Annotated in this window: 21 protein-coding genes; 8 read left to right on the top strand and 13 right to left on the bottom strand. The window is 68.3% G+C overall.

Annotation, left to right across the window (positions count from 1 at the left end; genetic code table 11):
* Positions 1 to 185 precede the first annotated feature (185 nt).
* The gene (locus tag G3M62_RS07310) at positions 186 to 3,188 is read right to left on the bottom strand and encodes a peptidoglycan-binding protein (protein ID WP_165185876.1); all 3,003 of its coding nucleotides are present in this window, start codon (positions 3,186 to 3,188) and stop codon (positions 186 to 188) included.
* 213 nt (positions 3,189 to 3,401) lie between these two features.
* Here G3M62_RS07310 and G3M62_RS07305 point away from each other — a divergent pair, with 213 nt between their 5' ends.
* Positions 3,402 to 3,614 (top strand): hypothetical protein, encoded by a 213-nt coding sequence (locus tag G3M62_RS07305; protein ID WP_165185874.1) that lies wholly within the window; start codon positions 3,402 to 3,404, stop codon positions 3,612 to 3,614.
* Here G3M62_RS07305 and G3M62_RS07300 read toward each other — a convergent pair.
* Positions 3,574 to 5,247, bottom strand: a complete 1,674-nt coding sequence (locus G3M62_RS07300) for a phosphatidylglycerol lysyltransferase domain-containing protein (protein WP_165185873.1) — start codon at positions 5,245 to 5,247, stop codon at positions 3,574 to 3,576. The two genes, G3M62_RS07305 and G3M62_RS07300, sit on opposite strands and share 41 nt — an antisense overlap.
* Positions 5,248 to 5,455: 208 nt before the next feature.
* Here G3M62_RS07300 and G3M62_RS07295 point away from each other — a divergent pair, with 208 nt between their 5' ends.
* From G3M62_RS07295 to G3M62_RS07280, 4 genes are all read left to right on the top strand, one after another.
* Positions 5,456 to 6,661, top strand: coding sequence for an acyl-CoA dehydrogenase family protein (locus G3M62_RS07295; protein ID WP_165185871.1), 1,206 nt, complete (start codon positions 5,456 to 5,458; stop codon positions 6,659 to 6,661).
* 19 nt (positions 6,662 to 6,680) lie between these two features.
* Positions 6,681 to 7,292 (top strand): 2-hydroxychromene-2-carboxylate isomerase, encoded by a 612-nt coding sequence (locus G3M62_RS07290; RefSeq protein ID WP_165185870.1) that lies wholly within the window; start codon positions 6,681 to 6,683, stop codon positions 7,290 to 7,292.
* Position 7,293: 1 nt separating this feature from the next.
* A complete protein-coding gene (locus G3M62_RS07285) occupies positions 7,294 to 8,427 on the top strand; it encodes an acyl-CoA dehydrogenase family protein (protein ID WP_165185868.1) in 1,134 nt (377 codons plus the stop codon).
* A 69-nt stretch (positions 8,428 to 8,496) separates the two neighbouring features.
* Positions 8,497 to 8,994 (top strand): pyridoxamine 5'-phosphate oxidase family protein, encoded by a 498-nt coding sequence (locus tag G3M62_RS07280; protein ID WP_165185867.1) that lies wholly within the window; start codon positions 8,497 to 8,499, stop codon positions 8,992 to 8,994.
* Here G3M62_RS07280 and opgC read toward each other — a convergent pair.
* Positions 8,991 to 10,139: an OpgC domain-containing protein gene (gene opgC, locus G3M62_RS07275; protein WP_281360090.1), complete on the bottom strand. Its 1,149-nt coding sequence runs from the start codon at positions 10,137 to 10,139 to the stop codon at positions 8,991 to 8,993. The genes G3M62_RS07280 and opgC overlap by 4 nt on opposite strands.
* Positions 10,140 to 10,504: 365 nt before the next feature.
* On the opposite strand from opgC, the gene G3M62_RS07270 reads away from it, so the two are divergent.
* Positions 10,505 to 11,233: a Crp/Fnr family transcriptional regulator gene (locus G3M62_RS07270; protein ID WP_246263509.1), complete on the top strand. Its 729-nt coding sequence runs from the start codon at positions 10,505 to 10,507 to the stop codon at positions 11,231 to 11,233.
* A gap of 10 nt (positions 11,234 to 11,243) precedes the next feature.
* Here G3M62_RS07270 and pyk read toward each other — a convergent pair whose 3' ends face one another.
* The 6 genes from pyk to zwf form a co-directional block, all read right to left on the bottom strand.
* Positions 11,244 to 12,674, bottom strand: coding sequence for a pyruvate kinase (gene pyk / locus G3M62_RS07265; RefSeq protein ID WP_165185864.1), 1,431 nt, complete (start codon positions 12,672 to 12,674; stop codon positions 11,244 to 11,246).
* 256 nt (positions 12,675 to 12,930) lie between these two features.
* Positions 12,931 to 13,950, bottom strand: a complete 1,020-nt coding sequence (locus tag G3M62_RS07260; RefSeq protein ID WP_165185862.1) for a LacI family DNA-binding transcriptional regulator — start codon at positions 13,948 to 13,950, stop codon at positions 12,931 to 12,933.
* Between the two features lie 133 nt (positions 13,951 to 14,083).
* Entirely contained in the window at positions 14,084 to 15,073 is a 990-nt protein-coding gene (gene glk, locus G3M62_RS07255) for a glucokinase (RefSeq protein WP_165185860.1), read from the bottom strand.
* Positions 15,074 to 15,086: 13 nt separating this feature from the next.
* Positions 15,087 to 16,898 carry a phosphogluconate dehydratase gene (edd, locus tag G3M62_RS07250; protein ID WP_165185858.1) on the bottom strand — a complete coding sequence of 604 codons (1,812 nt, stop codon included), beginning with the start codon at positions 16,896 to 16,898 and terminating at the stop codon, positions 15,087 to 15,089.
* Between the two features lie 4 nt (positions 16,899 to 16,902).
* The gene (pgl, locus tag G3M62_RS07245) at positions 16,903 to 17,604 is read right to left on the bottom strand and encodes a 6-phosphogluconolactonase (RefSeq protein WP_165185856.1); all 702 of its coding nucleotides are present in this window, start codon (positions 17,602 to 17,604) and stop codon (positions 16,903 to 16,905) included.
* A gap of 2 nt (positions 17,605 to 17,606) precedes the next feature.
* Positions 17,607 to 19,070, bottom strand: a complete 1,464-nt coding sequence (gene zwf / locus G3M62_RS07240) for a glucose-6-phosphate dehydrogenase (RefSeq protein ID WP_165185855.1) — start codon at positions 19,068 to 19,070, stop codon at positions 17,607 to 17,609.
* 266 nt (positions 19,071 to 19,336) lie between these two features.
* Between zwf and G3M62_RS07235 the strand changes: the two genes are divergently transcribed.
* Complete coding sequence (locus G3M62_RS07235; RefSeq protein ID WP_165185853.1) at positions 19,337 to 19,693, top strand: type II toxin-antitoxin system RelE/ParE family toxin; 357 nt, start codon at positions 19,337 to 19,339, stop codon at positions 19,691 to 19,693.
* Positions 19,693 to 19,983, top strand: coding sequence for a helix-turn-helix domain-containing protein (locus G3M62_RS07230; RefSeq protein WP_165185852.1), 291 nt, complete (start codon positions 19,693 to 19,695; stop codon positions 19,981 to 19,983). Before G3M62_RS07235 ends, G3M62_RS07230 begins: the two co-directional genes overlap by 1 nt.
* Positions 19,984 to 19,986: 3 nt before the next feature.
* On the opposite strand, the gene G3M62_RS07225 is transcribed toward G3M62_RS07230, so the two are convergent.
* The 4 genes from G3M62_RS07225 to fliM are packed head-to-tail and all read right to left on the bottom strand — an operon-like array spanning position 19,987 to position 25,466.
* Positions 19,987 to 22,914 (bottom strand): tetratricopeptide repeat protein, encoded by a 2,928-nt coding sequence (locus G3M62_RS07225; RefSeq protein WP_165185850.1) that lies wholly within the window; start codon positions 22,912 to 22,914, stop codon positions 19,987 to 19,989.
* Positions 22,915 to 22,936: 22 nt separating this feature from the next.
* On the bottom strand, positions 22,937 to 23,734 hold the full coding sequence (locus tag G3M62_RS07220; RefSeq protein ID WP_165185849.1) for a MotE family protein: 798 nt from the start codon (positions 23,732 to 23,734) through the stop codon (positions 22,937 to 22,939).
* Positions 23,731 to 24,336, bottom strand: a complete 606-nt coding sequence (locus G3M62_RS07215; protein ID WP_165185847.1) for a DUF6468 domain-containing protein — start codon at positions 24,334 to 24,336, stop codon at positions 23,731 to 23,733. The genes G3M62_RS07220 and G3M62_RS07215 overlap by 4 nt, the downstream gene beginning before the upstream one ends.
* Positions 24,333 to 25,466, bottom strand: coding sequence for a flagellar motor switch protein FliM (gene fliM, locus G3M62_RS07210; protein ID WP_165185845.1), 1,134 nt, complete (start codon positions 25,464 to 25,466; stop codon positions 24,333 to 24,335). The genes G3M62_RS07215 and fliM overlap by 4 nt, the downstream gene beginning before the upstream one ends.
* Positions 25,467 to 25,475: the final 9 nt, after the last annotated feature.

The following is a 25,475-nucleotide window of genomic DNA, read 5'->3' as shown; positions in this document are numbered from 1 at the left end:
TCCTTCGGGCGCTCGCTCCGACGCGCGCCCTTCCCCCCGGAAGGGACCGACTATTACCGAGGTCTGCCCATAGGTCCACGGACGATATTTGGCCACAGGATGCAGCTTTTGGACGAACACCTCACGATGCTCGTCCAAAAAGGCTTTGAAAGCTTGGCTTTAGAGGCTGGAGGGGTCGTTCTGGCTCAGCGGGCCCAGGTCGACAGGCGACTCAGGGTCTCGCCGTCCAGGGCGCCCGAGGTCTGCAGGTTCTGGTCGCGCTGATAGGCGGCGATGGCCATCTGCAGGGCCGGCGAGGTCACGCCGTCCTGGGGCCCCTGGTAGTAGCCCAGCTTGGACAGGGCGCGTTGGGCAGTGGCCAGGCCGGCGCTGGGCGCGGCGGCCGAGGCGACGGCTTGAACCGGCGCGGCGGCTTGCGAGCGGAAGGCGCTGGCCGAACGCTCGGCGATCCGCTGGCCTTCGGCGGTCAGTTGGGCGCGCAGGGCCATGGCCCGGGCGCGCGAGGCGTTGTCGCCCGACCGCGCCGCGATCAGGTACCACTTGTAAGCCTCGGTCGGGTTCTGGCTGACGCCCCACCCGCCTTCATAGAGCTGGGCCAGGTTGAACTGGCTGTCGACCAGGCCCAGGTCCGAGGCCTTGCGGAACCAGCTGGCGGCCTTGGTCGAGTTCCGTTCGCCGCCGTCGCCCTTGTAGTAGTAGAGGGCCAGGTTGTGCATGGCGCGCGGCTCGCCGGCCGTGGCGGCGCGCTCGGTCCAGCGGCGGGCCTCGGCCATGTCCTTCTTCACACCGCCCTCACCGACCTCGTACATCTTGGCCAGGTAGAACTGGGCGCGCGGCAGGCCGAGATTGGCGGCCTTGCGAAGGCTCTCCAGACCCGTGCGGTCCTTGGCCTCGATGCGACGCACGCCGTCCTCGTAGAGGGCCTGGGCGTTTTCGCCGGGCGGCGCGATGGCGGCGGGCGAGGTCTCGGTCGAGCTCGCCTCGACAGGGACCTGCGAGGTCAGGGCCACGGCGGCGCGGGCGCCGGCCGGGCTGGTGTCAGTCTCGGCGGCGCGGATCTCGCCGGTCGCCTTGTTGGTCGTGCCCTGGGCCACGCGCTCCGGCACGGGACCCGTGCCCTGGGCCATGCTCATGATCACGCCGGCCGAGCCGACGCCCAGGCAGGCGGCGGTGGCCGAGACCATCAGAGCGGTCTTCATGCCGCCCTTCTTGGCTTTCTTTTCCGAGCCCTTGGCGCCGAAACCGGCGAACAGCGAGGTTCCGGCCTTCTTGGCGGCCTTCGGCTTGTCCTTGCCCTTGGCGTCGCCGGCCATGGCGGCCTGACGCGCGGCGGCCCGGGCTTGCTCGATCACTTCGCGCGTCGACAGCGGACGTCCGGTCGCGACCGGCTCTTCCGGAGCGGCGAACTCAGTGGTGGCGAATTCGGGGGCCGAGAAGTCGCTGTCGTACTCTTCGGCGGTCGGCTCGAACGCCGTTTCCGGCTCCAGCGCCGAGGTGAAGCCGTCGGCGGCCTCGAAGTCTTCTTCGCCGAACTCCACGGCGGGCGGCTCGCTGGCCGGGAAGGCCGGCGCTTCGAACACCGGGGCCTCGAAGACCGCAGGGGCGGCGGTGCGAGCGGGCGTGGACGTCGGGGCCGGCGCGAAGGCGGCCGCCTGGTGGAAGACATCCTCGGGAACGGCTTCGCCGCCGAACGAATAGCGCTCACCGTCGTCGAACGGCGACGGGGCGGGACGCGCGGGGGCCGGGGCGGCCGCGGCGGCCTGCTCGGCCAGGCGCTTCTGGGCCTCGCCCAGCTTGGTGTCGATCTTCTCGCGGGCTTCCTCCAGCAGGCGCGCGGTGCGCTCCTCGCTCTGGCGGATGCGGTCGACCAGTTCCTGCGACGTGCGCTCGTGGCGCTGGTTCAGGCGGTCGGTGACGCGGGTGACCTGATCGCCGACGTCGTCGATGGCCAGGGCGTTGCGGCGCTCGGCGTTGCCGATCCGCTCGGCCAGCTTCTCGGTGATCCGGGCGATCTCGGCGCCCAGCTTCTCAAGAGCCTGGGCCTGGACGCTGTCGGCGCGGTTCAGCTTCTGGTCGATGCTGGCGGCGACCTGCTCGATGGCGGCGGTGTTGCGGGCTTCCGAGGTCTGGACGCGACGATTCAGGGCGTCGGCCATGCCGACGACCTCGCGGCCCATGCGCTCGATGGCCTGGGCCGAGCGCTGCTCGGCGGCCTGCACGTGGGCGGTCATTTCGCCCAGCTTGCGTTCCATGCGGTCGAAGCGGCCGTCGGCGCTTTCGCGCAGCTTGGCGGCCATCTCCATGCGCGCGGCTTCCATGCGTTGGGTCAGGCTGCCGGTCAGGTCGTCCAGGCGCTTCTGAACGCCTTCGCCGGGATTGCTGCTCTCGACCGCGTTCAGGCGACCGTCCAGGGCGCTGAACGAGGTGTTCAGGGCTTGCAGGGCTTCGGCGGTGCGGGCTTCGGCGGCTTCCAGGCGCTGACCCAGGCGGGCCACGACTTCTTCGACCAGAGCCGACGGATCGCCAGCACCGACGCCAGCCTGGTTGTCCAGGCGGTTTTCCAGGTGAGCGATGGTCTCGCGGGTGCGGGCCTCGCCTTCGTAGAGGTGACCGGCGACCTTGCCGAGCGCGCCTTCCAGGGCGCGCAGGGCTTCAGCCGAGCGCGGACCGGCGGCTTCGGCCTCGATGCGGCGCAGCCGTTCGGCGGCGCGGGTCTGGTCGGTCTTGATCTCGTCCGCCACGCCTTCGAAGCGAGCGGCCACGGCGACCTGCTCACGCTCGGCGGCGACCAGGCGCTGGAGCGCGCCGCGCACGGACTCGTCGATACCCGAGATGGCCTGGGCCGAACGCTTCTCGGCCGCCTCGATGCGGTCGGTCAGCCGGTCCAGGGCGACGGCCACGCGGCCGACCTCGTCGGCGGGATGCTCACGGGCTTCGATACGCGACGGCGCGCCGCCCCGGGTGGTCTCATAATAAGAAGGATTGGTGCGGGCGTTGTCGACGGCCAGCGACGGACGGCTGGGTTCGCCGAAAGCTTCGAGGGCCGAGGCGTCGAAGCCCTCGCCCTCGATGATCATGCGGTTCAGCCACTCGCCGAGCGTCATGCCGGAGCGACGCGCGAGGTCCTTAGCGACCTCTCGTGCCTTGGGGTCGATCCCCTTTACGCTCCATGGCGCTGCGGCCGTCATCCGAATCGTTCCCTATGCACCTGGGAACCAACGCTAGACACCGATTCCTAGCGTGTAAACGCGACCAAAACCGCTACATATAGCGTCGGTCAATCTTAGCTGTGGACGGTTAACAGGCGCACCTTCCTAACGTGTATACCTAAGATTCGGCTCCTTGTGGTTAACGCGCGTTAACCATTTACATGGCCGATTGTCGCAGGCCATGAGAGGCGAATGGATCTTCTCACGACCGCCGCCATCGCTGTCGCCGCCCTGCTGTTCGCCGTCTTCTGCGGATGGCGCGGGGCTCAGCCCCTTAATGTTTTAAAGGGTCCGCGCATGGTGCCGTGGCGCCCGCTGATGGTGGCCGGCGCCGTCGTGACCCTGCTGATGGCGGCCCATATCCTCAATCTGCTGGGGATGAAGACGGGCGACCCGCGCTACTAGGTCGCGGCCTTTTGGTCAGACCGGAGACGCCGCCAGACGAGAGCAGACCGATGTCCGCAAGCAAAAAGGGTATGGCCCATTTGTGAGGCGCGGCAATGTAGCGCGGCTGCCAGACCGGGTCGTACTTGTCCTTGTACCGACGCACGCCCTGGAAATTGTAGATCTCCTCGCCGCGCTCGTAGAGCAGACGCCCCACCCGCGACATGATCGGAGCCAGGGGGCGATCCTCCAGGCCGGCCAGCGGCGCGACGCCAAACTCGAACGCCTGGTAGCCCTGTTCCTTGCCCCAGCCCAGCAGCTCGACGAACAGGTAGTCCATCACGTTCTTGGGCGCGTCGTCCGAATAGCGCATCAGGTCCATCGAGAACGAGACCTTGCCCGCCGTGGTCCATAGGGTGGCGAAGGCGACGATCTGGTCCTCGACCCGCACCAGGGCGATCGGGAACTCGGCGACGTAGCGCTCCTCGAAGCCGCCCATCGAGAAGCCCTTCTCGCCGCCGGCGTGGTGGGCCAGCCAGGCGTCGGAGATCCGCTTCAGGTCGTCCATCACCGTGTGGACCTGGTCGGCGGGAATGACCTCGAAGGCCGCCCCGCCCTCCCCGGCCTTACGCCAGTTGCGGCGCAGGACCTCGCGGCGACGTCCGGACAGCGAGAAGGCCTCAAGCGGCACGGCCGCGCTCTCGCCGGTTTTCTGGATGGCCAGGCCCAGGTCGACGCTGTCGGGAAGATCGGCCGGACCCAAGGCATAAAAGCCGGCGCGGGCGGCGTGGGCGTCGGCCAGTTCGCGGAACCGCCAGAACAGCTCCATGCGCTCGTCGTCGCGCCCGACCGGCGGTCCCATGGCGATCCACGAGCGGCCGCGCACGCCGAACATCAGGAAGCTCTCGCCCGAGGCCGAGAACAGGAAGCGCTTGTCGCCCAGCAGGGCCAGGTTCGACGGCGGCTCGGCGTTCTCGGCCTTGGCCAGGATGGCGCGAACGCGGTCGAATTCCGGATCCGTGTCGTCGACGACCGGCGGCGTGGCCGGCGTCGCGATCAGCCGCCAGACGCCGATGGCCATCAGCACGATGGCGGCGGCGGCCGACGAACGGATGGCGCGGGCCACTTCCCGGTCGCCGATCGTCTTCATCACCGACTGGTCGGCATATTCGGTGTGGGCGAAGGTCCACCAACCGCACAGGGCCACCCCGACCAGGGCGGCGGCGGCCGACAGCAGCCAGCCGGGCGTGATCTCCATCCGCGACAGGGCGGCCTTGCGCGGGAAGGCCTCGTGGAACGGCAGCATGGCCAGCATGATGCCGGTCAGGATCACCGTCTCTTCCCAATTCAGACCCTTGAACAGAGCCAGGACCGCGCCGCCGGCCAGGGCGAACAGCGCCGCCCACCACGCCGCGTCCAGACGCGAGCGCAGGCCGAAGGCCAGCAGGACCAGGATCAGGCCGATGATCGACGAGACGAAGTGGCTGACCTCGATCAGCGGTCCGGGGGCCACGGCCACCCAGATCGCGAAGCGGGTCGGCTCGGACGGCGTCGCGCCCGAGGCCAGCAGCAGGATCCCGGCGGCGGCCGCCAGGATGGCCGACAGCGTCGGCGCGACGGCGAGGAAGGCAGGCCTCAGTTGCGGCGCGGACATCTAGACCCCTGATCGGCGAATCCCGGCGGGACACGTCATCGACATCCTCTATAGCGCGGCTCGTCCGCAGCGGGCGCCCGTCGCGTGACGAACATCCGTTTGAATCAGCTTGCCCCCGTCGTCTCATGGCGTAGTCTGCCGGCCGACGACGCGGAAAAGCCCTGAGAACGACGGCGCCGCGAAAGAGACGAGACGAGGGAGAACGGCTATGGCGGATTTCGGCGGCGGCGATCTGGAGACCTTCCGGGCCGAGACGCGGGCCTGGCTCGAGGCCAACTATCCTTCGTCCCTGAACGCGCCCATGACCGAGGACGACGCACCCTGGGGCGGTAAAAAGTTCGTCTGGAAGAACCCCGACGCCAAGCTGTGGCTGGACCGGATGGCCGAGCGTGGCTGGACCGCGCCGATGTGGCCCAAGGCGTACGGCGGCGGCGGCCTGTCCAAGGCCGAGAACAAGGTGCTGGAACAGGAACTGCGCCGCCTCAAGGCCCGCCCCGCCCTGATGAGCTTCGGGATCTGGATGCTGGGTCCGGTGCTGCTGGAATACGCCACCGAGGAGCAGAAGCAGCGCTTCCTGCCGGAGATCGTGCGCGGCGAGACTCGCTGGTGCCAGGGCTATAGCGAGCCCGGCGCCGGTTCCGACCTCGCCAGCTTGCAGACCAAGTGCGAGGACAAGGGCGACCACTGGCTGATCAACGGCCAGAAGGTGTGGACCAGTTATGCCGACCAGGCCGACTGGATCTTCTGCCTGGTGCGCACCGACACCACCAAGAAGCACGAGGGCATCTCGTTCGTGCTGTTCGACATGAGCTCGCCCGGTGTCGAGGCGCGGCCGATCAAGCTGATCAGCGGCTCCTCGCCGTTCTGCGAGACCTTCTTCGACAACGTGAAGGTCCCCAAGGAACAGCTGGTCGGCAAGGTCAACGGCGGTTGGGACATCGCCAAGCGCCTGCTCCAGTACGAGCGCCAGAACATCTCCGCCTCGGGCTTCGGCGGTGGCGGCGGGCTGGATCTGGTCGAAGCTGCCCTGAAGGAGATCGGGGTCGACGCTTCGGGCAAGCTGGCCGACGGCGACCTGCGCGCCCGCATCGCCCAGCACCGGATGGACGCCCACGCCTTCATGCTGACCGTGCGTCGCGCCGAGGCCGAGTCCAAGACCGGCTCGGGCCCCAGCGCCGCCGTCTCGATCATCAAGTACGCCGCCGCCAAGATGAACCAGGAGCGCACCGAGTTGCTGGTCGAGGCCCTGGGCCTGCAAGGCCTGGGCTGGGAGGGCGAAGGCTTCACCAAGGATGAGCTGGCCGCACCGCGCGCCATGCTGCGCGCCAAGGGCAATTCGATCGAGGGCGGCACCAGCGAGGTCAATCTCAACGTCGTCGCCAAGCGGGTGCTAGGCTTGCTGGATCACCAGTAAGCAAAGCGGCGCGAGACCCATGATCGAGTTTTGGTACGAGTTCGGCAGCACCTACAGCTATCCCGCCGCCATGCGCGTCGAACGCCTGGCGGAAGCGGCCGGCGTTGGTGTCGCCTGGCGGCCGTTCCTGCTGGGGCCGCTGTTCCACGAACAGCAGGGCCTGAGCGACAGCCCGTTCAACGCCTTCCCGGTCAAGGGCGACTACATGTGGCGCGACTTGCAGCGAGTCTGCGACATGGAGGGCCTGCCGCTGGTCCATCCCAGCCAGTTCCCGCGCAACGGCTTGCTGGCGGCGCGCGTCGCGATCGTGGGTCTGGAGGACGGCTGGACCCCGGCCTTCAGCCGCGCGGTCTACCAGGCCAATTTCGTCGACGACCACGACATCTCCAAGGCCGAGGTGCTGGCCCCGCTGATCGCCTCGGTCGGCGCGGGACCCGACGAGGTCCTGGCGGCCGCCGGCGGCGATCCCATCAAGACCCGCCTGAAGGACCATGTCCGCCAGGCCCAGGAGCGCGGCCTGTTCGGCGCCCCCTCCTTCGTCACCGCCGACGGCGAGCTCTTCTGGGGCAACGACCGTCTCGAACAGGCCCTCGACTGGGCCGTCCGTCACAGAAATCTGGAGCAAGCCTGACATGGCCGTCCTGACCGAAGAACAGACCATGCTGCGCGACGCCGCCAAGGGCTGGACGCAAGACAGCGCCCCGGTCGGCGCCCTGCGCAAGCTGCGCGACGGCGGCTCCAGGCAGAGCTTCGATCCGGCGACCTGGAGCGAGATGGGCGCCATGGGCTGGGCCGGCGTGATCGTGCCCGAGGACTTCGACGGCTCGGCCTTCGGTTATCTGGGGCTGGGGCTGATCCTGGAGGAGACCGGCCGCAACCTGGTGGCCTCTCCCCTGCTCTCCACCGCCCTGATCGCCGCCTCGGCCCTGGTGCTGGGCGGTTCGGACGCCCAGAAGACCGCGTGGCTGCCGAAGATCGCGGCTGGCGAGGCGGTCGCGACCTTGGCAGTCGACGAAGGTTCGCACCACGCGCCGCTGAACGTCGCGCTGGAAGGCGGCCAAGGCGGCAGCGGCTTCGTCCTGAACGGAACCAAGACCTTCGTGCTCGACGGCGACACGGCCGACCTGCTGATCGTCGCCGCCCGCACCTCGGGCGCGCCGGGCGACAGCGACGGGATCACCCTATTCCTCGTGCCGGGCGACGCCAAGGGCGTGACCCGCACCCACCTGGCCCTGGTCGACAGCCGCGGCGCGGCCAGGATCACCTTCGAAGGCGTCGAGGTCGGCCCCGACGCGGTGCTGGGCGAGGTCGGCAAGGGCTGGACGATCCTGGAGCCCGTGCTGGACCGCGCCTATGCGGGCCTGGCCGCCGAGATGTTGGGCAGCGCCACCGCCGCCTTCGAGATCACCCTGGACTACATCAAGACCCGCACCCAGTTCGGTCAGGTGATCGGCACGTTCCAGGCCCTGCAGCACCGCGCGGCCAAGCTGTTCACCGATCTGGAAACCACCCGTTCGTGCGTCGAGGCCGCTCTCGAGGCCGCCGACGCCGGCGGAGACACTCGCCTGCTGGCTTCGCTGGCCAAGACCAAGGCGTCCGAGGTTCTGCATCTGGCCTCCAACGAGATGGTCCAGATGCATGGCGGCATCGGCATGACCGACGCCCATGACGCCGGCCTCTACATGAAGCGCGCCCGCGTCGCCGAGGCCCTGTTCGGCTCGGCCTCGTTCCATCGCGACCGCTACGCCAAGCTGTCGGGTTTCTAGGCTTAGCCCTAGGAACCGCCCTCGATCACGGCGGTTCTTCCTGCTCCCCGAGACGCAGGAAGAACCGTCATGAGCATCGATCCCAACGACAAGGCCGCCGTCGAGAAGCGCCTCTGGAAAGAGGTGGAGCACACGCGGTTCGGCATGCTGGGCCTGATGGACAGCCAGCAGCACTTCCAGCCGATGACCGCCTTCGCCGAGCCGGAAAGCGGCCAGATCTGGTTCTTCACCAAGGACGACACCGACCTGGCCAAGAGCGCCAGCGGCGGGGCCGACGCGATGTTCATCATCCAGGCCAAGGACCAGGACTTCCAGGCCTGCATCGGCGGCGTGCTGTCGACCGCCCGGGACACCGCCCGTATCGACAAGTACTGGAATCCGATGGTCGCGGCCTGGTTTCCGGACGGCAAGGACGACCCCACCCTGACCTTGCTGCGGCTGGACGCCAAGGACGCCGAGCTGTGGATTTCCAAGGGCGCCATCAGCTTTGTCTGGGAGGTGGCCAAGGCCAACCTGACCGACAGCCCGCCCGACATGGGCGACAAGGCGCACGTGCGGTTGGGCTAGGCGCTGACGGCGTTCGACGGGGCCGAGGAGCGAGAGATCAGCGCGCCCAGCGGCCAGCGCCGGTCGGCGATCAGGCCCATGATCGCCAAACCGCCCGCGACCAAGACCACTTCCAACGCGATGGCCGTCGTCGAATGCTTGCCCTGCAAGCGTTCGACGACGTTCAGGATCTCATTGCCCAACAGCGCGTAGACGGCGCCGAACGAGAAGACCGGCAGAGAGCGGCGCCCCAAGCGCGCCAGGAAATTGTCGCGGCGCACCTGATGAATCAGCCGGATCACCGGCGCTGTCGGGAAGGCGGCCACGATATAGACCAGCGACAGGGCGTGGAGCAGGCGCAGCGGCGACTCGTAGGTCTTGCTGGAGCCAAGCCAGAAATGCGCGTTGCGCTCGGCGACCCAGGTCTGGCCCTGTGGCCATTGGGGCAGCACGTACAGCAGGATCACATAGCTCAGCACCATGGCCACGGCCGCGCCTAGCAGCAGCGGCGAGCGCGGCAGGATCACGCCCTGCTCCGCCCCCGCGGCGAAGGCCAGGCCGCAGGCGAACACCAGGCTCCAGGGCAGGATCGTCAGGGTCAACGGCGTACCTGTCAGGCTGTCATGGCCGACCCAGCCGAAATGGCCGGCCAGCGCCCAGATCAGCACCGCCGGCGGCAATGGCCACCACCAGCGCCTCGACGCCAGCCAGACGAACACCGGCGCCATGACCATCAGGGCGATGTAGAGCCGCAGCACCATCGAATAGCCCACGGACTGCTGCAGGCTGACGATGTTCCAGGCCGACACGGCCAGCGGCGTATCGCTCAACGCCTCGAGGAAGTCCGCGTCGAGCATGGTCGACGCCCCGACCATGCCAGCGATCGCGAGCAGACCGACCAGCGACGCGAAGATCACCGTCAGATTGTACCTGTAGAGCTTGGCCGCCCGCCGCCACAACGCCGCCGCCGCAGGTCCAAATCCCTGATTTCCATATGCGAAGAAAGTCGAGACGCCAGCCAGGAACACGAAGATCTCGGCGCTGTCCGAAAACCCGAGATTAGAGGGTGACGCGTTGTGCAGTATGCCAGCGGTGATGTGGTTGACGAAGATGTTCACGAGGCAAAAGCCACGGATCGCGTCTATGGCGTGAACACGGTTATGCATCGATTTACCAGAATTGACCGCAGAGGTTGCATTGCCATTTCCGGGTTTCAGAGGAAATTTTCAGTAAATGGTGCGACATTTTTTCGCACCCAAGGTTGCATCTCGGCCTGCCGGCGGAATGAACGCAGCCGACGTTTCAGCTAGAAGCCAAACAGAAGCTGGGCTCGTTTCCGTCCGCCAAAAGTCAACTTCGGCAGCCTTCTTGCGTCGAAGCCAAAGCTCGACGAACTGTTCCTGTAGTGTCGGGTTCCCGACCAACTCAATAACGATGCGGGAACCGTTCAAAGCGCTCTGCATTTGTGTCGACTACTCGACAGCGCTGAACCGACTTCCAACCTATAGCTTCAAATCTTTACGGCATATCGGTGATCGATTCGCCCGACGGGACCGCCGCACCCTTGAAAAACCGCCTGCTCGCCGCCCTGCCATCCGAGGATTTTGGGCTGATCTCGCCCCACCTCACCCACCATGAGCTGGAAAAGGGCCGCCATCTGTACGATCCGGGCGACCCCGTCGAGGCCATCTATTTCCCGCACGACTGCGTCATCTCGCTGATGACCTTGATGGAAAACGGCGCGGCGATCGAGTCGGCGCCGGTGGGCCGCGAAGGCGCCCTGGGCCTGATGGCCGCCGTCGCGCCACGCCAGTCGCTTGTGCGCGCCATCGTCCAGGCCCCCGGCTTCGCCTCTCGGATCAGCGCCTCGGCCCTGCACGACGCCTGGGTTCGCAGCGCGGTGCTGCGCGACCTGGTCGACCGCCACAACGAAGCCCTGTTCGGCCACGCCATCCAGTCGGTGGCCTGCAACGCCCTGCACGGGGTAGAGGCCCGTTTCTGCCGCTGGCTGCTGTCGTGCCGCGACCGCATCGACGGCGACACCATCAACCTGACCCAGGAGTTCCTGGCCGACATGCTGGGCGTCCAGCGGACCACGGTCACGGCCGTGGCCGGCTCGCTGCAGGCCAAGGGCCTGATCCGCTATCGGCGCGGCGTCGTCGACATTCTCGACCGCGCCGGTCTCGAGGCCATCACCTGCGAATGCTACGCCGCCGTGCGACGCGGCTACGAGCGCCTGCTGCCGCTTCCGTTCGGGTAAAACAGAAAGCCTAGCGCTTGCGCGTCGCGAACGGCGCGTGGGCCACGCGCAGCAAGTTGGCCGCGCCGGGCGCGCCGAACGGCGTGCCGGCGACGATCAGCACGCGCTCGCCCGGACCGACCAGCTCCAGCTCGACCGCCTTGGCGACGGCGTCGGAGGTGACGACTTCCAGGCTGTCGGGCTGACCGCTGACGCGGGCCTCGACGCCCCAGACCAGGCACATGCGGCGCACGGCGTTGATCTGCGGCGACAGGGCCAGGACCGGCTGCAGCGGCCGCTCGCGCGACAGGCGGCGAGCGGTGGCGCCGGTGGTGGTGAACGCCACCAGGCACTTGGTCGAGCCAGACTTGGCGGCCTGGGCGGCGGCCACCACCAGTACGTCGGCGTCCTCGTCGTTGTGCGGTTGCTCGGCCTGCATCAACTCGGGCCAGCGCGGATCCCGCTCCACCCGCTCGATGATGCGGCTCATCATGGCCACCGACTCTTCGGGATAGTCGCCCGCCGCGCTTTCCGCGGAAAGCATGACCGCGTCCGCGCCCTCATAGACGGCGTTGGCGACGTCCGAAGCCTCGGCCCGGGTTGGGGTCGGCGAGCTGGTCATGGACTCCAGCATCTGGGTGGCGACGATCACCGGAATGCCGCGCTCGCGGGCGGCGCGCAGGATGACCTTCTGGGCCACCGGCACCTCTTCCGGGGCCATTTCCACGCCCAGGTCGCCGCGCGCGACCATGACGCCGTCGCACAGGTCGAGGATGGGGCCGAGGACTTCCAGGGCCTGGGGCTTTTCGATCTTGGCCAACACGGCGGCGCGGCTTTCGACGATGCGGCGCAGCTCGGCCATGTCTTCCGGCGCCTGCACGAAGGACAGGGCGATCCAATCCACGCCCAGGCGCAGGGCGAAGGCCAGGTCCTCGCGGTCCTTCGGGGTCAGGGGCGACATCGGGATCACGACGTCGGGCACGGCCACGCCCTTGCGTTCCGACAGCTTGCCGCCGTTGACCACCTTGGTGTTGGCGTAGCCCGGGCCGGCGTCGGTCACCGTCATCCGCAGCTTGCCGTCGTCCAGCAACAGGGTCGCGCCAGGGCGCATGGCCACCAGGATCTCGGGGTGCGGCAGGTGCACCCGCGTCTCGTCGCCCGGGGTCGGGTCATTGTCGAAGCGGAAGGCCTGACCGGCCTTCAGCGTCACCGGACCGTCGACGAACTTGCCCACGCGCAGCTTGGGGCCCTGCAGGTCGGCGAGGATGCCGAGCGGTCGACCGACCACCGCTTCGGCGGCGCGGATGGCGTTGTACGAGGCGGCGTGGTTGTCGTGGCTGCCGTGGCTGAAGTTCAGGCGGAAGACGTCGGCCCCGGCCTTGGCCAGGGTAATGATCATCTCCGGCGAGCTGCTGGCCGGGCCGATGGTGGCGACAATGCGGGAGCGGCGCGCGCGGATCATGAACCTGCTCCGGAGAGGCTAGAAAATGCTGCAATGCGGCGAAAAATGCCGCAGAGCGGAAAGGATTTGCTTTGGGCGAACATCATTTTCGGAATTTCGCACCTGACAACGTTGTCTAGCGCCCCAAGCCTGGATTCGCCACCGCTGACTTAGCGTCAACCACCAAGCCTTTCCACCTTTGAAGGCCCAATGCCCCTGGGGATCACCCCATTTTAAACGCCCGGGACGGATTCAGGTCCCCGCGAGCGCCGGAAACCTAGCCGACGGGCCCTGTGGACTCGCGGACCACCAGCTCGAAATCGAGCAGGCGCGAGGGCGGACGCGCATCACCTTCGGCGCGGGTGGCGCCGCTCAGCAGCAGGTCGGCGGCGGCGGCGGCCATGGCCTGGATAGGCTGGCGCACGGTGGTGAGCTGCGGCCAGACCACCTTGGCGCCGGGCGTGTCGTCGAAGCCGGCCACCGACAAGGTGTGGGGCACCTCCAGGCGTAGGCGGTTAGCCACCGCCATCACGCCCAGGGCCATGTCGTCATTGGAGGCGAAGATCGCCGTCGGCCGGTCGGCGCGGTTCAGCAGCCGCTCGGCCGCCTCGAAGCCCGAGCGGAACGAGAACCAGCCCTGCTCGACATGCTCCTCGCGCACGGCGTGGCCGTGCTCCGTCATCGCCGCCACATAGCCCTCGTAGCGCAGGTGCGAGGCGCCGTGCTCGGGGTGGCCCTTGATGAAGCCGATGTCGGTGTGGCCCAGGCCGATCAGATGGGCGGTCATCTCGTAGGCGGCGCGCACGTCGTCCATGCGCACATGGGCGGAACGGTCCAGGTCCTGGTCGGGCGATAGCCGCACATAGGGCACGCCCTCGGCCTCCAGCACATCCAGCACCGCGACATTGTCGCAGACCGGCGGCGTCAGGATCACGCCGTCCATGCGCAGGGTGTGCAGCATCGGCTCGACCTGGGCGGCCACGTCGCCCTCGGAATCGAGCGGCTCGACGATCAGGTGATACCCCTCCTCGCGGCAGCGGGCGATCGCGCCCAGCTGCACGTCGGTGACATAGGCGGGGCTGGGGTTGTCGAAGAACACGCCGATCAGATAGGCCTTCGAACCCGCCAGGCTGCGAGCCGAGATGTTGGGCCGGTAGTTCAGCGCCGCGACGGCTTCCTGCACTCGGGTGCGGGTGTCGACCTTCACGTTCGGCTCGCGGTTCAGCACCCGCGAAACGGTCTTGATCGATACGCCCGACAGGCGGGCGACTTCATGGATCGTAACCTTGGAACTCAAGACCGGCCTCGCGAAGCGTCGGGAAACTCGACAGCGACGCAATAAAGGCATGACAGCCTTGTCAAGGCGAGCCCACTCCGTGTGGAAAACGCGCCTTGATCGCTCCGGGAACGGCTTTAAGTCCTGAAAACCCCTACGAAATGGCCGCTTTGCCGTCCGGAGTCATCGCCACGGCGGCGCCGATCAGGGCGGTATGGGGGTTCATCACCACGTGGGTGGGGATGGCGCGCGTGTAGTCGCTGAGCCGCCCCTTCGACTCGAATCGCTCGCGGAACGGACCCTTTTCCAGCAGGTCGACGATGCGCGGCGCGATGCCGCCGGCGATAAACACCCCGCCCCGCGCGCCCAGCGCCAAAGCCAGGTCACCAGCCGCCGAGCCCAGGATGGCGCAGAACCGGTCGATCGTGACCTTGCAGCAATCGTCGCCCGCCACGCCGTGCTCGGTGATTTCCTTGGCGGTCAGTTCGTCGGTCTTGCGGCCCTCGACCTCGGCCAGGATGACATGCAGATCCTCCATGCCCGGGCCCGACAGGATGCGCTCGATCGAGCAGCGGCCGAACCGCTTGTTCAGCGCCCGCAGGATCTCGATCTCGACGTCGTCGAACGGCGCGAAGGCGATATGGCCGCCCTCGGTGGTCAGGGGCGTCTCGACGCCGTGCCGGCGCACCATGCCCGCCGCGCCAAAGCCGGTGCCGGGACCGATGATCGCCAGGTCGCCGTCGCCCGAAGTCTGGTGCGGGCCGATCTGGCGCAGGTCCTTGGGCGCCAGGCGCGGCGCGGCCAGGGCCTGGGCGGTGAAGTCGTTGATCAGCTTGGCCGAACGGAAGCCACCGGCCCGGCGCAGGCTGTCTTCCGACAGCTTCCAGTCGCTGTTGGTGAAGTGCACGGCCCCGTGTTCGATCGGACCGGCGACGGCCACCACCGCCCGGTCGGGGTGCTTGAGGCCCATCTTGGCCAGATAGGCTTCGATGGCGTCCTCGGCCTGACCGTAGTCCTCGCCCTTGTACGAGGTCGGCTCGATCAGCTGGGGGTCGGCCCCATCGAAATCGACCAGGGCGAACCGCGCGTTGGTTCCGCCGATGTCGCCGACCAGGCCAAGCCCGATGGAGTTCAAGCCGCTCATCTTCGTCTTCTTCCTAAGCAAACAGCACGGAGCCGCCGTGGTCGGCCGCGCCGACCCCCGCCCGCATCCAGCCGAACAATTCCCGCCCGTAGCCCGGCTTGGACGCCGGGACGCTCGCCGGCGTGCGGGCGCGCAACGTCGCCTCGTCCACCAGGATCTTCAGTTCGCCCGTGTGGGCGTTGAGGGAGATCACGTCGCCGTCCTGGACATAGGCCAGGGCGCCGCCCTTGGCCGCTTCCGGCGTGACATGGATGGCCGCCGGGGTCTTGCCCGAAGCGCCCGACATCCGGCCGTCGGTGACCAGGGCCACCTTGAAGCCGCGGTCCAGCAGCACCGAGATCGACGGCGACAGGTTGTGCAGTTCGGGCATGCCGTTGGCCGACGGCCCTTGGAAGCGCACCACCACCACGACGTCACGGTCCAGCTCGCCACGCTTGAAGGCGGCGATGAAGTCTTCTTGCTCCTGGAACACGGCCGCCGGAGCGGTGATCACCTGGTGCTCGGGCTTCACGGCCGAGACCTTGATCACGCCACGACCCAGGTTGCCGGTCAGCAGGCGCAGGCCGCCTTCCGGGCTGAACGGATCGGAGGCCGGGCGCAGGATGTTGAGGTCCAGCGACTCGTCGGCGCCCTCGCGCCAGGTCAGCTCGCCATCGACCAGGATCGGCTCCTGGGTGTAGCGCGACAGACCGGGTCCGGCGACGGTCAGGACATCCTCATGGGCCAGGCCCGCCTTCAGCAGTTCCTTGACCACGAAGTGGATGCCGCCGGCGGCGTGGAACTGGTTCACGTCGGCCGAACCGTTCGGATAGACCTTGGCCAGCAAGGGCGTGGCCTTGGAGATGTCGTCCAGGTCTTCCAGGGTCAGGATGATGCCGGCCGCGTGGGCCATGGCCACCAGGTGCAGGGCCAGGTTGGTCGAACCGCCGGTGGCCATCAGGCCGACCACGCCGTTGACCACGGCCTTTTCGTCGATCACCCGGCCGACCGGGATCCAGTCGTTGCCCTTGTGGGTGATGGCGGCCACGCGCTTGGCGGCTTCCTTCACGAGGGCGGTGCGCAGCGGCGTGTGCGGATGGACGAAGGCCGAGCCCGGCAAATGCAGGCCCATCAGTTCCATCAGCATCTGGTTGGTGTTGGCCGTACCGTAGAAGGTGCAGGTGCCGGGGCCATGGTAGCTGGCGCTCTCGGCGGCCAGCAGTTCCTCGCGGCCGACCTTGCCCTCGGCGTAGAGGGCGCGAATGCGGGCCTTTTCCGAATTGGGCAGGCCCGAGGTCATCGGACCGGCCGGCACGAACATCGCCGGCAGGTGGCTGAAGGTCAGGGCGCCGATCAGCAGGCCCGGCACGATCTTGTCGCAGACGCCCAGGTACAGCGCGCCGTCGAAGGCGTCGTGGGTCAGGGCGATGCCGGTGGCCATGGCGATCACGTCGCGCGAGAACAGCGACAGCTCCATGCCCGGGCGGCCCTGGGTGACGCCGTCGCACATGGCCGGCACGCCGCCGGCGAACTGGGCCGTGGCTCCAACCTCGCGCGCGGCGGCCTTGATCAGCGCCGGATACTCTTCCAGCGGCTGGTGGGCCGACAGCATGTCGTTATAGGCCGAGACGATGCCCAGGTTCGGGGCGTTCGGGTCCAGCGCCCGCACCTTGTCGACCGACGGCGAGGCGGCGAAGGCGTGGGCCCAGTTGGCGCAGCTGAGCTTCGCTCGGCCCGGCTGGGCGGCGGCCGCGGCGTCGAGATTGGCCAGGTAGGTCGCGCGGCTGTCGCGGCTGCGCGCGATGATCCGGGCGGTGACTTCGGCGATAACGGGATTCAAGGCCATAGGACTACTCCGCCCAGAGGATACGGACCGGGGCGCGGTCCTGGTTCAGAATCGAGGCGATCGGCAAGGCTTGATCGACCGGACCTTCGAGCAACGTCTTCTTGGCGCCGCCGGTGATCAGCAGGACGATCAGCGACGACTGGATCAACGCCTGGAAGGTCAGGCTGATCCGGGGCAGGTCCGGGGCCGGCTGGCCGGGCGGCACGGCGATCACCGTGCGCTCGGACTTGGGGTCCAGACCTTCCGCCAGTTTCGGATTGCCGGGGAACAGCGAGGCGAAGTGGCCGTCAGGGCCGACGCCCAGCAGGGTGACGCCGAACGGCAGCGCCTGGGCGACACCAGGCTCGGCCTTGGCCGCGACCTCGTCCTGAGCCACACCGTCGAAATAGAGCGGCGCGAAACCGGCCTTGGCCGCCTGCCCTTGCAGCAGGTGCCGACGAACCAGGCCCTCGTTGCTGCTGGGGTCGGACGGCGGCACGAAGCGCTCGTCGGTCAGGGTGACCACGACCTTGTCCCAGGGAACCGTCATCGCCGACAGCCGGTCATAGACCGGCGCCGGCGTGGAGCCTCCCGTAGCGGCGAAGCCGGCCTGGCCGCGCTTGGCCACGGCGTCGGTCAGGGCCGAGGCCACGACCGAGGCGGCGGCGTCGTACAACGCCTCCCGGGTCGGGAAAGCCTCGATCAGAGGAAGGGTCGTGGTCGCCATGACTAGGCGTTCCAGGCCCGGCCCTGCGGCGCGATCAGCGCCGTGGCGCCGTGCGGGCCCCAGGTGCCGGCGGCGTAGGGCGCGGGCTCGATCTTGGCCTCGGCCCAGGCGGCCGAGACTCCGTCCACGAACTTCCAGGCCTGCTCGACCTCGTCGCGGCGCACGAACAGGGTGCGGTCGCCGCGGAACACGTCCAGCAGCAGCTTCTCATAGGCGATCCGCCGACGGCTGCCGGCCGCGCTCATGGCCAGGGACAGCGGCAGCGACTGCAGACGCATCCCCTCCTCCGACAGGCCCGGACGCTTGGTCATCACGGTCAGCGAGATGTCCTCGTCCGGCTGCAGGTCGATGACCAGGCGGTTGGCCTTGGTCTCACCCTGGGCGGCGGCGCCGAAGATGTTGTGCGGCACGGGCTTGAACTGCACGACGATCTGGGTGCGGCGGTCGGGCAGGTTCTTGCCCGTGCGCAGGAAGAACGGCACGCCGGCCCAGCGCCAGTTGTCGATGTCGACCTTCAGGGCCACGAAGGTCTCGGTCTTGGAGCCCTTGCCGACCTCTTCCAGATAACCCTCGCGGGCCGTGCCCTCGACGACGCCCGAGACATACTGGCCGCGCACGGTGTCGTGGGCGACGTTGGCCTTGGTGAAGGGGCGCAGGGAGCGCAGCACCTTGACCTTCTCGTCGCGGACCGCGTCGGGATCGAAGGCCGACGGGGCCTCCATGGCGACCAGACACAGCAGTTGCAGCAGGTGGTTCTGCAGCATGTCGCGCAGGGCGCCGTACTCGTCGTAATAGGGCCAGCGCTCGCCGACCTTCTCGGTCTCGGCGATGGTGATCTGCACGTGGTCGATGGACTTGTTGTCCCACAGAGGCTCGAACAGCACGTTGCCGAAACGCAGGGCGGTCAGGTTCTGGACCGTCTCCTTGCCCAGATAGTGGTCGATGCGGAAGATCTGGCTTTCGTCGACCACCGCGCCGACCGCGCCGTTGATCGCGCAGGAGCTCTGGAAGTCCTTGCCGATCGGCTTTTCCAGCACCAGGCGGGTCTTGGGACCGGTCAGGCCGGCCGCCTGCAAGGCGGTGCAGACCGAGCCGTACAGGCTGGGCGACAGAGCGAAATAGATGACCAGCTCGCCGTGCTTGCCGACTTTCTGGGCCAGGGCCTTGGCGCCGTCTTCCTGGGTGATGTCGACCGACAGGTAGTCCAGGCGGGCGGCCAGGCGGTTCCAGGCCGATTCTTCGACGGCGGCCCGCTTGCCCAGTTGCTCACGCACCAGTTGCCGATAGCTGTCAGGGGTATGGTCGTGGCGAGCCAAGCCGATGATCCGCAGGTCATGCGGCAGCAGGCGGTCGACCTCGAGAAAATACAGGGAAGGCAGCAGCATGCGCAGGGCCAGATCGCCCGCGCCACCCAGCAGGACCAGCACTTCGCGGCCGGTCTGATCGGCGTTTGTCTCTTTGGTCAATGTTTCCACCCTATGACAACGTTGTCATGACACGCCCGTCGGAGCAATGCAAGCGGACCCCGTAACGTCTCGTGTCGACGTCCCGACAGGACCGCGCGCGCGGCGTCTAACTAAGGCGTTTGAGACGAGGCCGCCAGAAGACCAATCGCTTTTCACGCGCGAAGGTTCACCTCTGGGCAGGCGGAACGCAGCCGCCTTCGCGACAGGCGATCACGCGTTGAACAATCTATTCTCCCAAGGGCGTCATTGACGTATAGTCGACGGCAATGCGGAGCAAACTCCTCACCGTCGTTGAGACGCCGATCTTTCTGCGCCAGGCGGCTGGGATCTGGACTGATGACGAGCGCGGGGAGTTGGTGGATCACCTGGCCCGCAATCCAGAGGCCGGCGTGCTGATCCCTGACACGGGCGGCGTTCGAAAGGTGCGCTGGGGCAAGCAAGGCAGCGGAAAGCGCGGCGGCGCCAGGGTGATCTATTTTTATCATCACCCCGACGCTCCGCTCTATCTTCTCCTCGCCTACGCCAAGGCGCAACGCGAGGACATGACGCAGGACGAGAAGAAGGCGGTCGCGGCATTGGCCGCCCTCTTGAAACAACAACACCCTTCTCCGAGGAGAACATGATGACCACGACCTTCGGACAGGACCTAATCGCCAGCCTCGAGGAAGCGCTGGATCATGCGGACGGCAAGGGCAAAGGCGCGCTTGAACACGTGGTGGAGGCGCCGGATGTTCGCTCCCTGCGCGAGCAACTGAGAATGTCGCAACAGGAATTTTCGCACGCCTACAAGATTCCCCTGCCGACTTTGAAAGGCTGGGAGCAGGGACGTCGGCATCCGGACGCCACCGCCGCGGCGTTCCTCAACGTGATCGCGCGCTTGCCCAAGGAAACCCAAAAGGCGCTCGCCGCCTGATTTCTAGTTGCTGGCCTGGGCCCGGAAGCGGTCCTTCATCTTGGCCACCCAGCCGTTGAAGGCTTCGTTGTCGGCGGTGACCTTGCTGAAGTCGCTGCTGGACAGGCTGCCCGGATCGGCGCCGGCCAGGGCCACGCGCAGGCCGTCAGGATTGCGGGCGTTGTCGACGAAGCCGCCGTAGCGCTGGCGCAAGCGTCCCAGCGAAGCGTCGTCGTCGGCCAGGCTGAAGGCCACGGCCGCGCGCAGCAGCTTGGACTCGTCGGCGGGGCTCAGGATGCCGGGCGTCTTCCAGCGGTCGGCCAGGGAACGCTCGTACAGGGCGCCGGCCTGGGGCCAGGTGTGCTGCTTCCAGGCGATCTCGGCGCGCACATCCTCGGCGTCGCGGCTCTTGTCGCCTTCGATCACCTCCAGCGCCGCGTCATAGCGGCCCAGACCCATCAGGGCGCGGGCTGTGGCCAGGCGGCGCTCGGCGTTCAGAGCCGGCGGCAGGACCGTCGTGCGGGTGTTGTTGATGGTGTCCAGCGCGCTCTCGGGCTTGCGGTCCATCAGGTAGATCCAGGCCAGGTCCGTGGCCACCTGGGCCTTGGGCACGCCGTTCAGGCGGTTGTCGACCTGGTATTTCAGCAGCTTGGCGGCTTCGTCCAGCAGGTCGACGTCGACCAGGCGGCGCACCAGGTTGCGGACCATCTGGTCGCCGTCGGCGCCGATCGGCGTCAGGTCCTGGAAGTCGTAGAACAGCCCCACCGCCTGGATCGGCTGCATGCCGTCGGCCAGGCCGTCGAGGAACAGGGTGCGGAAGGCGCCGTTCAGGTCGTTGCGCAGGGCGACGGCCTGCGGCAAGTCGGACTGCACGTTGTTGGCCGAATGCAGAACCTCCAGCGCCTCGCGATAACGGCCCTGCTTGATCTGCAGCTGGCCCAGCGCGCGAATGGTGTCCAGCTCGACCCCGTCGCCGCGCCAGTGGAAGCGCAGAGCGTCCAGGCCCTTGGCCGCGACGTCGGCGCTGATCTGGCCCTTGGCCAGGCGCAGTTGGATGGCGTGCAGGGTCGCCGGCGCGGCCAGGCGGTCGATGCCGCACTTGGAAATCGCCTGGAACATCGGCAGGGCGCGGGAGTCGTTCTTGGCCTCAAAGGCCTTGGCGAGGGTCAGGCGCAGCTCCAACTGGTCCTCGACCGGAATGTTGGGCAGCTTCAGGGCCTGATTGATCAGGCGGATGGCGGTCTCGGGCGCGCCGACGCCGACCGCCGCTTCGGCCTGGGCGCCCAGGAAGCGGGCCTGCCACAGGGCCGGGAACATGTTGAGCGCGCGCGCGCCGTCGACGAAATGCTGGTTGGCGTCGACCCACTGGCCGGTCTTGCTGGCGATGTAGCCGCGCCACAAGGCGGCCGAGGGATCGTCGTTCAGCACCGGCGAGGCGAAATCCGTCTCGGCCTCGGCGTAGCGGCGCGCCAGCACCGTGGCCACGCCGCGCAGACCCCGGAACTCGCCATCGCCCATCAGGGTCTGGTGAGCACGGCCGGCGGCGTTGAGCACGCCGATGGCTTCGAAGGACAGGTTGGAGCCGACCAGGAAGCGGGCCAGGGCCATGCGGGCGGCCGTGTCGTCGCCCTTGCCGTCGGCGCCGCCGGCGGCGGGAATCGCGCCCAGCAAGGCGTCGTAGCGGGCCATGAAGCCGCCGGACCCGGTCTTGGCCCAGTGCTCGGGATCGATCAGGGCCGGCATCGACATCGCCTGGGGCGCGCCGGCTCCGGCGTCGGCCTGGGCCTGACCGCTGGACGACGCGGACAGCAACAGGCCCTTGGGCCGGCCCATGCGAACGATATCGCCGTCGGCGGTCACCTGCAGGTCGCCGGAATAGCTTTCCACCGCCAGGCCCGTGGCCGACTGCAGCAAGGCCATCTCGACATAGTCTCGGCGCGACGGCAGGCCCTTGGACGGGGCCAGCGCCGTAGCCACGGCGATGCGATCGCCCACCGCCGGATCGGCCGCCCAGACGACCTTGGTCGTGCCGGCCACGTTGGCGGTCAGAGTGGCGGGGGTGGCGTTGTCGTCGCGGGCCACATGGATCAGGTCGGGCGAGTCCTGGGTCCCCGCCCCCAGCGCGATCGTCCAGTTGGAGCCGATCCCGTCGGCGTAGAACGGCGCGCCTTGCGGGGTGCTGATGCGCAGGGCCGAATAGTCGGGTCCCTTGAAGGCCTGGATGTTGCGGTACTGCGGCGTGCTGGCCGGCAGCTTGCCGATGTCCAGCCGCGCGGGCGTGTCGAACACCACCCAGACGGCCTCGCCGCGCCGGAACACGGCGGCGCCGGCCGGATTGGCCCAGTCAAAGCTGAGTTGGATCTGCCCCGAGACCTTGGCGAACTTGACCGGCACGACGCCGCCCGCCGGCATCGGGTTGGGACGCTGCGCGATCACCGCCGCGGCGGGCGCGGGAGCGGCGGCGGCCTCCGGGCGGGCGAACAGGTTGATGAAGTCGTCACCGTCGGCGTTGCCGGCCCGGAAATCGGCGTCATCGCTCAGCGCGACCACGATCTCGACCACACCGCCGACATGACGGGCCTGGCCGCCCTTCACCCAACGAGGTGGGCCGACATTGAGCGCCGAAAGGTTGGGATTGGCGTCGCGCGGGAAGCGCAGAACGACGGTCGTTCCTTCACGGTGGGCCTGCATGCCGCGTGAGCCGGGGAATTCGAGCCGCGTGAAGTCCGGCGCCTGGGCGATCCGGATCTGCAGACCCGCCGGCGCGGCGGCGGGACGCGCGGCCGCCGGACGGGCGGCGGCCTTTCGCGGCGCGGGCTTCTGCGTGGTCGACTTCTTGGCGGCGGGCTTGGAGGCGTGACTCGGCGCGGCGGAGATCGACACGCTCGGGGTCGCGACCCCGAGGATGCAGATCGCCGCGACGGCCGATCTCAGAGTCGCCCCCAGCTTCATGTCCCCCGCTTTCGCTCCTGTCCTAGCCGGCCTTCTTGGCCCCAGCCTTGCCCGTGACGGGGCTGCCGCCGGCCAGCGGCGCGGCCGCGGCCTGGGTCGACGGATCGGCGGCGGGCTTGTCGGCGGCGGCCAGGGCGGCGCGTTGCTTGGCGATGGCGTCGGCCGACAGGCGGTTGGCCAGGCGCTCGGTCAGGATCTTGGCGTCGTTCGGCGACATGTTGGCCAGGATCATCGAGAGCGTGCGCTCCTTCATCTTCGAGGCGATCGGCAGGCGCACGCTGTCGTCCAGCACGCTCATGCGGGCGGCGGCGTCCTTGGGCTTCATGGCCGAATAGACCAGCACCATGCGCTGGGCCTCGGCGTCCTTCTGGGCGTCGGCCTGGCCCAACAGGCCCTGGATGTCGCCCTTCATGCCGTTCAACGCCTTCATCTTGGCGTCGAGCTTGGCTTCGGCGGCGGACAGCAGCTGCAGCTGGACGTCGATGTCCTGCTCGCGCTGATCCAGCTGGCCGCGACGCTGGCCCAGGCTCTGCAGGACCCGCAGCTCGGCGGGCGACAGGCCGGCTTCCTTGGCCAGTTCCGACGACGACGGCGCGCAGACCGGCGGCGGCGCGGCCTTCGCGGCGGCGTCCTTGCCGGCGTCGGCGGCCGAAGTCGCGGCCTCGCCGCCCTTGGCGTCAGGCTTGGCCACGCCCTCGGCGAAGGCCTTGGCGCCGCTCAGCATGTCCGGCACGGATTTCGCGCCGGCCAGGGCGTTGACGGCCAGCACGCCGACCACGGCGACCCCGACGATCGGCAGGATGCGCGGAACATTTTTCATCGACGGCCCCTAAAGGTCGAACCGGGGCGCGGCGGATCTTCCGGGCCCTCGAACAGGTCATCATCTATCCGCGCTCGTGAACGCGGGGTTTCCTTTGGCGCGGAAGGTCGCGCGGCGGAAGGCGGCGGGGCGTCGCGGGGGATGCGGGACTCGCGGTCCAGCAGCTTCTCGAAGTCCTCGGCGCGCAGGCGGCGCTGGGTTTCCGGCGAAACCTCGGGCTCGGCTGCGCGGATCGGACGCGGCTCGGCGGCCAAACGATTCTCGGCGGCCAGCCGTTGCTCGACGGCGGCGCGGCCGGCCGAGATCGGCGGCGGGGTGACGATCGGCCGGTTCAAGCGCTCGTCCAGCTGAAGGGCCAAGGCCTTGGCCTGGGTGATGCGGTCGGCCAGGGTGTCGGCGGCCTCGTCGGTGGCGGCGCGCAGGTCGGCCAGGCCCTGTTCGGCGCGCATGGCGGCGCGGTCGAGATCGGCCACGGCCTTGGCGAAGCCCTCGTGGCTGTCACGCAAGGCCTTCAGGCGGCGCTCCAGGCGCATGCCGTAGCCCAGCGCCACCAGAAGCAGCACCGCGAGCAGACCGTTGAGGACGATGGCCGCTAGGCTCATTTCAGCTTCTGAACCGCCTTCTTGGCCGCGGGGGTGAGAGGTGCGTCGGCGCGAACCGCGATCGAGTGGTTGCGGCGGCCCATGCGCCCGCGGGTCAGCGGGATGGAACCGGCGCGCAGCTCGACCGGGCTGTCGGGCGTGGCGTTGAGCATCAGGGTGTCGCCCACCTTCAGGTCCAGCACTCTGGAGAGCGGCAGCTGCTGTTCGTCGAGCACGGCGCGCACCTCCATCTGCGTGGTCCAGAGTTCGGTGGCCAAGTGGCCTTCCCAGATATTGTCGCGACCGAACTTCTCGCCCATGAACTGCTGCAGCAGCATCTTGCGGATGGGTTCGAGGGTCGCATAGGGCAGCAGAAGCTCGATTCTGCCGCCGCGGTCTTCCATGTCGATCCGAAGCTTCACAAGAATCGCGGCGTTGGCCGGCCGGGCGATCGCGGCGAAGCGCGGATTGGTCTCCAGGCGGTCCAGGCTGAACGACACCGGATGCAGGGGCTCGAACGCCGCCTTGGCGTCGTGCAGCACCACCTCGACCATCCGCTGCACCAGCACCCGCTCGATGGTGGTGTAGGGACGGCCCTCGATGCGCATGGCCGCGGTGCCGCGACGACCGCCCAGCAGCACGTCGACGATCGAGTAGATCAGGTTGGAGTCGACGGTCAGCAGACCGTAGTTGTCCAGCTCCTCGGCCCGGAACACAGCCAGGATGGCCGGCAGCGGGATCGAGTTCAGATAGTCGCCGAAGCGGATCGAGCTGATGTTGTCGAGGCTGACCTCGACGTTGTCGGAGGTGAAGTTCCGCAAGGACGTCGTCATCAACCGCACCAGGCGGTCGAAGACGATCTCCAGCATCGGCAGGCGCTCGTACGAGACCAGGGCCGAATTGATGATGGCGCGGATGCCGGTGCGGTCGTCATTGCCGTCGCCGGACATGTCGAAGCCCAGCAGGCTGTCGATCTCGTCCTGGTTCAAGATGCGCTCGGCGCCCATGCCGTCGCCGCCGCCGTCGTCCCAGCCGCCCATGCCGCCGCTGAAGTCGCCGAACTGGTTGTCGCCCACGCCGGCGTCGTCGCTCGGCGGGTTCTCCGAGGCCCACTGGGCCATCGCGGCCTGATCGTCGATTTCGTCCGCCATGATGTTCGC

This window comes from Caulobacter soli, from assembly GCF_011045195.1.
Lineage (GTDB): Bacteria > Pseudomonadota > Alphaproteobacteria > Caulobacterales > Caulobacteraceae > Caulobacter > Caulobacter soli.
This window is presented reverse-complemented; position numbering and strand designations above follow the sequence as displayed.